Source organism: Paenibacillus sp. FSL M7-1046, from assembly GCF_038007405.1.
GTDB lineage: Bacteria > Bacillota > Bacilli > Paenibacillales > Paenibacillaceae > Paenibacillus_AQ.
The window spans coordinates 2,092,776-2,105,173 of record NZ_JBBOXB010000001.1; the positions used below are offsets into that span (position 1 = coordinate 2,092,776).

Below are 12,398 nucleotides of genomic sequence, written 5' to 3' on the forward strand. Positions count from 1 at the left end.
TCTCCCTCCTTTCTTAATCGTTCATGACAACATTCCCGCGGGGGCAAACATGTCCCTCCACCGCACCGCGGGCTGTCTTCCTTCTTATCTGGCGTTGTAGCGGTCTACGGCTGCCTGCTGAATTTCAATCGCCCGTTTGACGTTGAATTTGTTGATCTGCGCGGTGAACTTGTCGAAGTTCTCAATCGGCTCGGCGCCGATGACGAATTTGATGAACATTTCATCGCGGTAGGTGGTAATGTCGCTCATGATTTTGCTGTACTCGCTTGATTCCTCCGTGGTCAGACTGACTGGTGGGAGACCCACCTTGAGCGTATTGTCGCTGTATTTGGAAAAAAGCACGACCGCATCCTTCTGCTGCTGCAGCTGATAATATTGCTCGTTATACCGGTCGTCATCTTCGCCTACAAACGGATAGTTGGCAATGAAATGCTTCGCCATCGCCTGGACCACAGACAATCCGTCCGGATTCTTCAGAATCTCATCCGTATAGGTCGGATACCCGTCCTTCATCGTATAAGTTACACCCTCTACGCCAAAGTTCTTCAGCATATGGCCTTCTTCACTGAAAAAATAGTCCAGCGCCTTAACGGTTTCTTCCGGGTTCTTGTTGCTTTTCGTAATTGTGGCTCCGGCACCGCTCCACTCCCAGGACCGGCCGGTGAACATCGGCTCATCTCCCTTGTTCACAACCGGGAACTGGACGGCAGTCAGATTGGCGTCCGGTTCCTCCTCCTGCAGTGCAGGCAGATACCGGCCAATGCCGCCGCCAATATAGGCAAAGAATGCGCCAGCCTGGCTGCCCAGAATCTTGGCATCATAGGTCTTCTGATCATTTGTGGCGAAATCGGGATCAATCAGTCCTTCTTGATACCAGCGGTGGAATGTGGTCAGGAATTCCTTGAATTCTGGCTCGGTCGGCCCGAACGCTACCTTGCCGTCTTTCAGAAAGATCGTATTCGTAATTCCATAGGCTTCTAAGAAATTTGCGGCTGCTGGTCCCATCGTGGTCAGCTTTGGCGGTGCGCCGTACAACAGCGGAGCGGTGACGCCCTTCTTGTCCTTGAAGGCCTTCAGCACAGTCTCCCATTCATCCAGGGTTTCAGGCTTTTGCAGATTCAGTTCATCCAGCCAATCCTGACGGATGAACGTACCGCCGAAGGTTTTATACTCGCCCAGACGCAGATGGGGAATCGCGTAGATGTCTCCGTTATCCGCTTTCAATTGTTTCTCAACCTCGGGATTCTCCTGAAGAATCTTCTTCAAATTAGGCGCGTACTGGTCAATCAGGTCGTTCAGCCTAATAATCGTTCCGTCATTATACAACTTGGAGTAGTCGCCATACACGAACATCACATCCGGCAGCTCATTCGAAGCAAGCATGACATTAAACTGCTCGGTCTCGGCACCCACGGCGGGATGCTGGAATTCCGTCTTAATGTGGGTCTGTTTCTCCCATTCCTTAATCGCCGTGATTTCACTCATGTTCTTCAGCGTGATCGAGACATTCGTATTCAGTGACGCCCAGATCGAGATCGGTGTAGGAGCGTCCGTCTGCTCTTTTCCCGCATTCTCATTACTGCCCGAGCAGCCTGCCAGCCCCCCCATTGCGAGCAATAAGCCGGTGCCAAGCGCAATCCGTTGTTTCCATGATCTCTTCATCTTTTCACATCTCCCCCATGTGTTCGTAATAGGTCCGCTTGCTCCTTCAACTTACCGCCTCCCTGCTCTCTTGCCTATCTTCCATTCTTGCCGCGATATCGATAACTTGACTACAGCCTGTACACCACAGGAATTGTATATGGATGTTAAAAAATCGAGATTGCTTAGCATCTGAGCAAAACCTTGTAGTGAGCTCGAATGATTGTGTCTGCGAATTCACAAATGTACCCCATAGATTTAACGCGGTAAAGCGTATGGCTACACCTTACTATAAAGTGGCGCAAAAAGAAAAAAGACACCGGATGGGATGTCTTTTAAATGGTGCTCCATTTTATGCAATTCAGTGCTTTATTGCGGGCCATCTGCTGTTAGAGTTAAAAGTGGACACTCGTTAAGAGAACAGGAATAATGAGATTAACGAGGAGGTGTCCACATGAGTGGAACACGAAAAAGCTACAATGATGAATTTAAAAGACAGACGGTAAAGTACATCCAGGAGCAGACCAAGACGGTGGCGGAACTGGCCCAGGAGCTGGATATCCCCGCTAAAACCCTGCATCAATGGCTGGGCAAGTTCCGGCAGTTCCCAGACGAGCCCGTGGCCAGCGCCGAAAGGGTACGAGAACTGGAACGACAGTTGCGGGAAAAAGAACAGCAACTAGCCGATATGGCGGAGGAAATGGCCATCGTAAAAAAAGCAGTGCACATCTTCAGCAATCCAAAGAACTGAGATTTCAGTTCATCGAAGATCATCGCTCCCGGTTTCGTGTGGAGAAGATGTGCAGTGTCCTTGAGGTATCGCGGAGCGGCTATTACAAATGGAGAACGGCAAAACCAAGCCCACAAGCGACCCGAAAGGCGTTGCTTCTTCAGCGAATTACGTATCATTTTGGCGATACAGGAGGCTGCTACGGCAGTCCTAAAATCACGATTCTTCTCCAGCGCGAAGGCCACAAGATCAGTGAGCGTACCGTAGGGAAATACATGAGAGAGCTGGGCTTGCGCTCCTGTGTAGCAAAGAAATTCCGCGTAAACACGACCGACTCCAACCACACCTTACCGGTTGCACCTAATCTGCTAAACCAACAATTCTTCACCGAAAAACCAAATCAAACTTGGGTCGCGGATATCACCTACATTCCCTGCCGGGAAGGACGGATGTACCTCGCCAGCGTGCTTGACCTATGCACCCGGGAAATCGTAGGCTGGCGGCTGGACGACCGGATGACCACAGATCTGGTAATGAGCGCTCTAGAAGACGCCTACAAGGCCAAACGCCCAAAGAAAGGTCTCATTCACCATTCGGATCGAGGCTCACAGTATGCCTCAGCCGACTACCGTAAACGTTTGGTGAAATACCGCATGAAGGCCAGCATGAGCCGCAAAGGCAACTGCTACGACAATGCTTGCATTGAATCTTTTCACAGCCTATTGAAAAAAGAGTTTGTGTACTGTACCCGATTCAAAACGAAGAAACAAGCCTATGATGGCATCTACCAGTACATTGAATTTTTTTATAACCGCAAGCGAATCCATGGTGCTCTGGGCTACGTATCGCCGGTTCAGTTTGCAGCTAGATTCAAACGAAAAGCAGCCTAATTTCATTTTTTAGTGTCCACTTTCTTGACGGAGGTCCAATCTTGCTCTTAGGGCTTCATTTCATGGACCACATCCAAGATTAAGAGTATATTATCAGAATCCTGCTTACAATATTTTGTATTATACTTAAATAAAGGACGATCACCACAATGTCCGTTTTACTTATGTATAGTTTATTTTCTCAACTTATTTGGCAGCCCTACTCAAATGGTTAGGACTAACCAACAATTAATCCCAGCGAATTTCCAAAAAAGAAACATCATCACTGGCAACATGGTTATACGACGTTTCAATCATCTGTCGAAGTTCCGCGTTTTCCGGATACCTCTTCCAATTCCTGTATCCCATTAGTCCGTCCGTGAATATTTGTATACAATTCGGTCCACCGGAACCTTTTGCAAGATCCATAGTCAGAATAGAAGGTCCCTCTCCCATAACACCATGACAAGTCGACCAACGGTTCCATTGGGAAAACCCGCTTACCAAGCCTGGAATCTCAGTGCCATGATCGAAGAGACGAATAGCTGTATCTCCCAGCCAGGCTACGGTGATCTGAACCTTGTTGCTGTCAGCCGTGTAGCTAATCTTACCGCATACAAATGTAGTCTCGCTGCCCTTCAAGCGTTTCTCCTCCAGTACTTCACGGAAGAGGCCGCCAATATGCGAAGGGAGTTCATAATGGTTGATCATATTTGTAGCCGGGGCGGTCATCTGCTGCAAGCCTGAAGATAACTTGTACTTTACAACTTCGCTGTCCGCAGAATTAAAGCAATCGGATTCAGATATGAATTGCAGCAGAGAATCCCCTAGGTATTTTGCTGCTAAATTTCCGTAAAAGGACTGGCTGACCCCATCACATACACAGAACAGGATGCTGTCATCCGTTACTTTATAGGTTATATAGTCCTGTCCCATATCATCTCCCTGCCGTGTCTCTCTGGAACGGGCATAGGTGCAGCGTATGGAAAAAGGCCCTGCTTGCAGTGACGACAGAGGATATTCCAATCGTTGGTCAATCTGAAATAATCTCATCTCTATCATCACTGTCCTATCGTATCGGAGTAGACGCAGATATCTGGAAGCCTAAAGACACCATTTCGTGACTGCTGCCAGGCAGCATCATCAGAGCTCCGCTCTGCAGAGTATAAGAGAATTCAGTCATCATCTTACGGTAGCTTTCCGGAAGTGCAGAAGACATGTTTCTGAGTTTAAGCGCATAGTCATCCTTCAGATTCATTCCGGGCAGAATCCCCTTCCAGTTCCGCGGGTCGTTAACAGGTTCTTCGAGAAAATGATCATTTATAAAAATGTTCTCAATAAGCACATTCCCATCAGGTACACTCATCTCCATGATCCGTTTGGCCACCGGCTCGGGATCCTCTCCGGTATGCACGCCGTCAGTCATGTGGCAAATCAATGGAGCTGGACACTTCTGCATAAGGGGCAACTGCTCCAGAAGCAATTCCTCAGCTCTTTGAAACGCAAGTGCTGTATCCGTAAATCGCATGGGTGTAAGCTCTGGCAGCGTCGCCGTCCTGGCAATTTGATCGATCGCCTTGATGCCTCCCAGCAAGTCGTCCACCTCGTCACTGTAAGGAAGAATAGCGATCCGATAACGCGCTGCAATCCGGCTCCCCTTAGTGGAGCGGTAGACCATTTGCTTTATGGTAGAAACCAATGCTTTTTTCACTAAATCTATTCTTCTGACATTATTCATTTCCAACCCCATTGAAGCACTAACATCAATTAGATAAATAATCAATGCCGGAGTGCTTTGCGTAGCCTGTACTGTATATTTTTCCCTGAGGGCTAATCCCCCGGTTAAATCTCCAGTCATTGGTGTAGCTCCATCCTGATTATTGATCATAACCGTCGGTTCAACGACCGGTGTTTTATCGATCATTAGTTTAGAGATGTTTTCTAATTGTTTTTTCACTTCACGCGCGCTTTGAATCCTTTGATCCGGGTGCGTTACAAGTAATTTTTTGATCAGATTCACATATTCCAATGGAACCTCAGGAGAGATGAGCGCAAAGGTAGCGTGAACGGAAGAATAATATTTTCCACCGGTGAGCAGGAAATAAAGCGTGGCACCCATTGAATACAAGTCGGTCCGGAAATCCGTCTGCCCATTTTCCAATTGCTCAGGTGCTGCAAACACCAGTGTACCTAATGCAACCGTATCCTTTACCTGCCCCTTCTTGAACGTCCTTGCAATTCCGAAGTCGATCAGCTTCAAATTGTCGTATTCATCCACCATAATATTTGAAGGCTTTAGGTCACGAAAAATCACCGGTTTAGGCTGTTCATGTAAGTAATTCAGAATCTCGCACAGCTGCACGGCATATTTAAGCGCGCGCTGCACTGTTATCGGCGTCTTGTTATCCCCATATATCTCTTCAATCGTGTGCCCGTTCACATATTCCATCACCAGATAACTTCTTCCTTCAGCATCCGGCTCAAAATAATCCGCTATCTTCAGAATGTACGGGTGGGACAGATTGCTGAGAATCCGTATTTCTTCCAAAAAGCTGCTGCCATCGGTTTCAGAATCGATAATGATTTCCTTAACCGCCCAAACCTTACGATTCAATCTGGTATCCCGAACCCGGTATACAGTACCCATGCCACCTCTGGCAATAAGCTCTTCTACCAGATATCTCCCACCAAGAATCTCTCCGTATGTCAACATATTCCTTCTCCTATCCCTGGTTCAGTGCTAATAAGGGCAACGGACATTGTCCATTACCCTTCCTTCAGAAGCTGTTATTTGAATTGGCTCGCATTGTTTTTTATCGCGTTTTCCGTATCTTCATATCCCTTTACTGTTGTATCCAAGAAATTAGCATAGGAAATAATGACGTTCTTATATTCCTCAAAGCGGGGTTCCATCCCTTTAAATTTCTCACGAATGGTATTGCTTGCATCACTTTGCCAGGTGGAGGCAAGTGCGTTCATCTCCATTTTAATTTCATCCAGTCTGGCGCTGAGATTTTCATTAATGGACCGGATCGTTCCGGCAGTATTCGCTACCTCAGGTAGAGAAATTTGAATTCCTTCCGTTGACATACATGCAGCCCCCTTCTTTAATTGGTTAATTTCTTAGCAGAATTGATAATTTCACTTTGTGTATCCCGGTACATCTTGGCGCTCAGTTTTAGAAATTCGGAATATTTAAGGAGCAGATCATACATGTTCTTAAAATCCTCCTCAAACCCTTGAATCTGGGTAACATATGCCGTATTGTCGGCCCCTTTCCAAGCGGCACCCATCGCGTTTACCTCTGTGAATAACTTCTTGTATTGCGTGGCGTACTCAGACGCTTGACCATCCATCTTCTGTGCTGCTGATTCCAGCCGTGCAGGATCCACAGTAATTTTCGACATTATTTCTACTCCTTTCTGATTAAAAAAACATAAGATTTATATTAACATCAGCATGGAGCCGTTACTTAATCCCAGCTCCCTTGCCGATAGGTTAATATCAAGCACTGTAGCAGTCTCTTTATCGCAAATGACGGTATCTTCTGATCTGATATAGACCCCTCCCGACAGCTCCATGATTGCAGCTGCCAGCAAGCCTTCGATCTCGTGCAGACGAAGATCCAATGGAATGATTACATCGTGTGTCTGGCTGATTGCCGGAATATAGAGCTCAATAATGATCTTATCCAACGGGGACCTCCTCCTCCACGAGCGCACTGGCAGACAGCAGTTTCACCAGAACAGCCTTCCCGCGATGCACCACGTACCCGAAGTCGTCCCCAATCTCGCGGTACATCTCTTGGCTGAATCTGGCCGGCTTCATGTGGTACTGATCGGTAAAACCGTCTCCAATCCATATACCCTCACCTCCAGCCACATGCTCTTTAAACCAAGCTTCATAAGAGAATGTCGCGATATTAGCAGCCCGTTCAGCCAATATAAAATGAACCTGATAGGCGGCGCTCCCTTTCTCAAGCAGAACTTTCCACTTATCCTTGGCATCTACGGATAGCCTGGACAGCAAGGCCGATACCGACAGCACAATTACCGTCAGTTTATTGAATACAGGAACCGGCTGGCCTGCAGCAAGTGCATCCTTAAAGGCGTTATTCCGCAGCACCAGCATATTGAACAATTCAATAACTGCCTGCTCAGCAGCATCGCTATGGTCATTGATATAGCGGCACTTCCTCTGAAAGTCTTCCGTAAACTGTCTATTGGCATCTAGCACCAACAGCTCCGAATCAGAAGAGCCTTGCTCCGAGAGCACCTCGACCAGGCCCTGCATGAAAGTAGTCATATCATGATCGCGGCAAGCTACCAACTGAATATAGCTTTGGCTGAGTTCCATATAGGAGACCTTTAGGCTGTCTTTCTCCACCCCTACAGGAATCAATCCGTCCTTCCAGCGGTGAATATCTTTCTTGAGGAAGGCAAGATCCACCTTGTCCGGCAATATTGGTATCTGTTCGGCAGGAGTTCCCGTCCATTGTTTCGCATAGCTGCTGCAGCTGCTTCGCAATTCATTCAGCAGATTATTGCCATTTGCCTGAATATGGGCCAGCTGAAATTCATAGACGTTATCTTTCTTGAAGATGCCCCTGCCCTTCAATTTGGAAGGGTACACGCCCCCCACATTGCCGAGTACACCGGAATAATCGGATGGATCATTCAGCTGGAGCACGTAGAGCTGCTTGAAATTCTGCAAGGTTTTGTACCGTACAGCTCCCGTATTAAGTGCAGTCAGCATAAAATAAATTCCATACTTCAGGCCTTCTCTGCTAAGCAGCGAGATCATCTCTTCCTTGCCTTCAAAAAGCTCAGTAAATACAGAATAGTTATGAATGATGACTAATATAGAAGGCTCCTGTTCCGCAGATAGGCGATTATAAGAACCGAAGTCACCCCCATACGGTGAGAATATTTTCTTTCTTTGTTCTATTTTTTGCTGAAGCATCTGGAAGAGTTTATTAACCCTTTCACTGTCGTGAGAGAAGACTACATCACCCACATGCGGTGCTTCTGAGAAGGCTCCCAGCGTTTCCGAACCGAAGTCCAGAATATATATATTGATTTCTTCGGGTGTATACTGCTCTATCAAGGAGAAGATGAGTGTCGTCAGAAAGACTGTTTTGCCACTTCCGGCCGTACCATACACGATTGCATTGCCGTCCCGGGAGAGCGGAAAGGTCATGGGCAGCTGCCTCTGGTTCACCGGATCATCGACCTCGCCGATTACAGGATTAATCTCACCATAAAATGAAGGAGAGTTAGGGTACTTCTTCTTCAATTCATGCAGATAAATCACAGCAGGAATCGGCTCCAGCCACAGCGGCCGGATCTTGATGCCTTCTTCAATAGCAATGTTGGAGAGATACTCATTAATCTTGCTAATCTGCTTCTCCGGATTGGCCTGTCTGATTTTTCGTTTATTCACAGCTGCTTGCTTTACAATACGGCCCAGCGTATCAATTATCGTGAGGTTCTGATCCGGTGTACGTTCCATCCGGTCCGATGGCTCATACGGTGCGCCTGCCCATGCAGATTGCCCTAGTTCAAACAGCTCGTTAAAGCCTACCTGCACATAAAATCTGCCAGTAACGGACAATTCGGCGGCATCTGGTCTTTTGATTACATCCATACTGTCGGCCCGCTCCTGGACCTTCAATGAAATTCGGAATTTGCTATTGCTCCAAATTTGGTCGTCTACGACTCCCGCAGGCTTCTGTGTGGCTAGAATCAAATGGATGCCCAGACTTCGCCCGATCCGCGCAGCACTTACCAGCTGGTCCATAAACTCCGGCTGCTGGGTTTTAAGTTCGGCAAATTCGTCAGAAATGATAAACAAATGCTGAAGCGGTTCGGATACCTGCCCTTCCCGGTAAAGCCTTTGGTATTTATAGATATCAATGTTGCTAAGACCAAGCCGGCTATGAATATCCTGAAATATGGACTGGCGCCGTTTCAGCTCGCTTTGGATTGAAATCAGCGAACGCTTTACCGCAGCACCATCCAAATTGGTAATCGTTCCTGCAAGATGAGGAAGGCTAGAGAATGCGCTTGCCATCCCGCCACCCTTATAGTCGATAAGGATAAAGGCTACTTCATGAGGATGATAATTCACTGCCAGTGATAATATAAAGGTCATGATGAATTCACTTTTACCCGAACCAGTCATTCCGGCAATCAGCCCATGTGGACCATGGAATTTTTCATGCAGATCCAGTTGAAATAAGGCTCCTGTGGTATCCACACCAATGGGAGTTCCCAGTGACAATACCGGATCGTTATCCCTCCAGCGGGTTAAGGCGTTAAGATGCTCTATCTTTCCGACGCCAAACATATCAAGGAAGGTTAACATATCAGGCAAATTATATTTAGATCCTGACGTGTCAAGCTTGATGTTAGCCAGACGGACAGCAAGCGCAAGCTCGTTACGGATCTCATAAGGATCAGGGCGGAAAGATACAGCTTTGCCGGAAATATTATCTTTGTCAAAAATATTAGAATCTTCACCATCGCACTCAATCACCATGGAGCACTCTTTGGGAAGATGCATGAGCTGATCATAAAGATGCAAAATACTGAATCCAAGGTTCTTTTTCTGCTTTAATATTCCGTTGATTATTTCAGCTTTGCCCGCCAGTTGCTTGTCCGCAGCTATAATGACGTAATACGGCGACAACTCCCGTATTTCTTCATCAGATGAGAGCATTTCCCGGGCGGACAGCTCTTTTTCCAAATAGGTAGAAAGTTCCTTCACTTCATTTAGCTCCGTTGCGACAAACCGCAAACTGCCCTCTTCATTCCATACATGCGGCAGCCATTTCACAAATCCCCAAGTATCTTGTTCTTTTGTATCATAGAGAAAGACCAGCTTTAGTTCATCGTAGCTGTGAAGTGCGGTAAGCTGCAGGATCAGCTGTTTCGTAAGCATAACGGCGGCTTCCCTGGTGCCGATAATTCCCGCTATCCAATCCTCCGTCAATAACAGCGGCAACGGCACATTTTTCAGGAGCTTCGGTTCTTTGATAAACTCTTCTAATTCCTTCCGCAATTCATCTTCATCCAAGCTGAATCTTATTTCAGGATGCTTAATTTCTGCCTGCAGGTTAACGGTTCCCAGTCCCAGTCTAAGTGATAAAAAGTCATTATGCCTGCGGGTTCGCTCCCATAAATTACGCTTCTTTTGTTCTATGCGGCCAACGCAATCTTCTACAGTCACTAGGTTCTCATGTAGAATATCGCTTTGATAGGCACACTTATCTGCAATTTTTTGCCGGAGCTGTTCCAAATATGCCTTGTATTTCACATTTCTCTCCTGATTGCGCCGGCTTCTCCGCTTGCTCTCATGTCTTCTGGCCAAGATAGGCCATAATATTGTACCTAGCAGCATGCTCATAGACATTACTAGAGTAGGCATTGCATTTCTGACATTCCCCCCGGAACTGAGTGCATTCTGGAGGGCAAACAACCCTGTGAAAAGTGAGGCCATCCCCATGGTGATGGACGGACCCAGCATCAGCATGATTGGCAATTGTTCCATATTGCCAAGTGAAGGTGGAGGATCAATTACAAATTCCGCCTGCTGAATATCCCGCTTAAACCGGGGAGAACGGTAGAAGAATTCAGAGGAAACAGCGATCTCCTCCAATTCCTCCTCCTCAACCACAGCTGCTGTCTGCTTAACATACGGCTGAAACGCAGCTCCTTTGATTTTTAGCTGACCGTCCGGATTGTTCACGGCGATAAAATCGGGGCCAATAATAATTTTGAGACCGATAATATAAACGACATCTCCTAGTTTCAGCACTTTGCTGGTGACCCGTTTCCCATTCACAAACGTTCCGTTTGCGCTGCTCTGGTCTTGAATCGTCAGGGTAGAGCCATTGATCAACAGTTCAGCATGAAGGGATGAGGTATACTTATTGGCATAATGCAGATTACAATTCTCTGCCCGTCCAATCGTTATTTTGCTGTTTGCATGAAACTTCAGCTTCTTAAAGGTGTTTCTGTCACGGGAGACAGGCTCAGAGAAGAGCACTACATACTCATTCGTTCGGATAAGATGAATGGAGTACATGTTCATGGGTTCTATGGCAATTTCCTTAATGGTGGACTTGTTGCTGTCCAGAATAACGGCCTGTTTATTGGACTTTAGAATCCATTTCCCCTCAATGCCTTCAATGCTGATAACGTTCTCCTCATAATTCTGTTCATTTCTCTGGGTGATCCAGTATTGTCCCTTCTGTTTCTCGGGAAGAACACAAGTATAGATGACCGTGTCTTTAAGTAGTGATAGCTGCATACGTATCTTCACCCCCTATTCAAATCCACCAAATAGCCGGCACTAACTTCCTGCAGGAATACTATTTAATGAACACTGGATCAAACATGGCGAATTCCACTTTAGAAGCACCAAGACTGCTTATCGCAAATGTAATCTTATCCACATAACGTAGCGGCACAATCAAATTTTGGGGTTCTTGAGTGGACGTGTATGTGTACGATCCGTATAAGGTCGTTTGCCCGCCTTTATTTGTAAGATAAACATCTACCGTGACCGGCTGCGTGCTGACGCTTCCTAGCTTATGCTGAATTAGAGCCGCTTTCGCATTAAACTGTCTGTACTTTTCATCCAGTTGATAGGTAATCTTTGCCTGTCCCTTGCTATCCGGAGTATAGTCTCCAAGCATCGTATAGATATAATTCAAATGGGTGGTCCCGTTCTGCTCTTTAATCACAGTGCTGCCGTCGTACATAATGCTGCTCTCTGCGTTCGTATTAACCACTTCAGGGGCTCCGATCAGGAAATCGTTGCCTGCCTCAATCGTGCCGGTGGTTGCGTAAACCTTCTTGCCCGTTGAATTTAAGATTACAGTCTTCCCGTCACGGGAACGCGAAGGTGCATAACCCAGCTCAGGCAGCATATAGCTGGGAAAATAAGCGTAGCCTTGGAATGTAAAAGGTTTATTTTTACTATTCACCGTAATCTTCGCGCCATCCACCTCAACACTATTAATATTGAATAGGGCTCCCTTTAAATCTGCCGCAAATACAGTAACACCTCCGAATAATAATCCACCGCAGATAAAGCCTGAGATAAACTTCTTCATATCTATTCCTCCTAAATGTTATATGTACTTTTGTATA

Annotated in this window: 10 protein-coding genes and 1 pseudogene; 2 read left to right on the forward strand and 9 right to left on the reverse strand. The window is 46.6% G+C overall.

Going from position 1 to position 12,398, the window contains the following annotated elements; genetic code table 11:
• Nucleotides 1-84: 84 nt before the first annotated feature.
• On the reverse strand, nt 85-1,662 hold the full coding sequence (locus NYE29_RS08915; RefSeq protein ID WP_340895497.1) for an extracellular solute-binding protein: 1,578 nt from the start codon (nt 1,660-1,662) through the stop codon (nt 85-87).
• Between the two features lie 433 nt (nt 1,663-2,095).
• Here NYE29_RS08915 and NYE29_RS08920 point away from each other — a divergent pair, with 433 nt between their 5' ends.
• Both NYE29_RS08920 and NYE29_RS08925 read left to right on the forward strand, forming a co-directional pair.
• Complete coding sequence (locus tag NYE29_RS08920) at nt 2,096-2,392, forward strand: transposase (protein WP_340894705.1); 297 nt, start codon at nt 2,096-2,098, stop codon at nt 2,390-2,392.
• A gap of 11 nt (nt 2,393-2,403) precedes the next feature.
• Nucleotides 2,404-3,261 (forward strand): IS3 family transposase, encoded by an 858-nt coding sequence (locus NYE29_RS08925; RefSeq protein ID WP_340899653.1) that lies wholly within the window; start codon nt 2,404-2,406, stop codon nt 3,259-3,261.
• 228 nt (nt 3,262-3,489) lie between these two features.
• On the opposite strand, the gene NYE29_RS08930 is transcribed toward NYE29_RS08925, so the two are convergent.
• From NYE29_RS08930 to NYE29_RS08965, 8 genes and pseudogenes are all read right to left on the reverse strand, one after another.
• Nucleotides 3,490-4,176: a hypothetical protein gene (locus NYE29_RS08930; RefSeq protein ID WP_144024451.1), complete on the reverse strand. Its 687-nt coding sequence runs from the start codon at nt 4,174-4,176 to the stop codon at nt 3,490-3,492.
• Nucleotides 4,177-4,309: 133 nt separating this feature from the next.
• Nucleotides 4,310-5,098, reverse strand: a complete 789-nt coding sequence (locus NYE29_RS08935) for a vWA domain-containing protein (RefSeq protein WP_340899655.1) — start codon at nt 5,096-5,098, stop codon at nt 4,310-4,312.
• Nucleotides 5,099-5,209: 111 nt separating this feature from the next.
• A pseudogene (locus NYE29_RS08940) lies at nt 5,210-5,953 on the reverse strand (serine/threonine protein kinase); the annotation flags it as partial.
• Nucleotides 5,954-6,027: 74 nt separating this feature from the next.
• On the reverse strand, nt 6,028-6,330 hold the full coding sequence (locus NYE29_RS08945) for a pore-forming ESAT-6 family protein (protein ID WP_340895501.1): 303 nt from the start codon (nt 6,328-6,330) through the stop codon (nt 6,028-6,030).
• A 17-nt stretch (nt 6,331-6,347) separates the two neighbouring features.
• On the reverse strand, nt 6,348-6,647 hold the full coding sequence (locus NYE29_RS08950) for a WXG100 family type VII secretion target (RefSeq protein ID WP_038584741.1): 300 nt from the start codon (nt 6,645-6,647) through the stop codon (nt 6,348-6,350).
• Between the two features lie 36 nt (nt 6,648-6,683).
• A complete protein-coding gene (locus NYE29_RS08955; protein WP_038584738.1) occupies nt 6,684-6,935 on the reverse strand; it encodes a hypothetical protein in 252 nt (83 codons plus the stop codon).
• The gene (gene essC / locus NYE29_RS08960) at nt 6,928-11,553 is read right to left on the reverse strand and encodes a type VII secretion protein EssC (RefSeq protein WP_340895504.1); all 4,626 of its coding nucleotides are present in this window, start codon (nt 11,551-11,553) and stop codon (nt 6,928-6,930) included. Before essC ends, NYE29_RS08955 begins: the two co-directional genes overlap by 8 nt.
• A gap of 61 nt (nt 11,554-11,614) precedes the next feature.
• On the reverse strand, nt 11,615-12,361 hold the full coding sequence (locus tag NYE29_RS08965) for a hypothetical protein (protein WP_076113452.1): 747 nt from the start codon (nt 12,359-12,361) through the stop codon (nt 11,615-11,617).
• Nucleotides 12,362-12,398 lie beyond the last annotated feature (37 nt).

What these genes read in the sequence shown, in the direction of transcription:
- NYE29_RS08965 (WP_076113452.1), bottom strand. Translation starts at nt 12,361, where the DNA reads ATGAAGAAGTTTATCTCAGGCTTTATCTGCGGTGGATTATTATTCGGA.
- essC (WP_340895504.1), bottom strand. Translation starts at nt 11,553, where the DNA reads ATGCAGCTATCACTACTTAAAGACACGGTCATCTATACTTGTGTTCTT.
- NYE29_RS08920 (WP_340894705.1), top strand. Translation starts at nt 2,096, where the DNA reads ATGAGTGGAACACGAAAAAGCTACAATGATGAATTTAAAAGACAGACG.
- NYE29_RS08935 (WP_340899655.1), bottom strand. Translation starts at nt 5,098, where the DNA reads ATGACTGGAGATTTAACCGGGGGATTAGCCCTCAGGGAAAAATATACA.
- NYE29_RS08930 (WP_144024451.1), bottom strand. Translation starts at nt 4,176, where the DNA reads ATGGGACAGGACTATATAACCTATAAAGTAACGGATGACAGCATCCTG.
- NYE29_RS08950 (WP_038584741.1), bottom strand. Translation starts at nt 6,647, where the DNA reads ATGTCGAAAATTACTGTGGATCCTGCACGGCTGGAATCAGCAGCACAG.
- NYE29_RS08915 (WP_340895497.1), bottom strand. Translation starts at nt 1,662, where the DNA reads ATGAAGAGATCATGGAAACAACGGATTGCGCTTGGCACCGGCTTATTG.
- NYE29_RS08945 (WP_340895501.1), bottom strand. Translation starts at nt 6,330, where the DNA reads ATGTCAACGGAAGGAATTCAAATTTCTCTACCTGAGGTAGCGAATACT.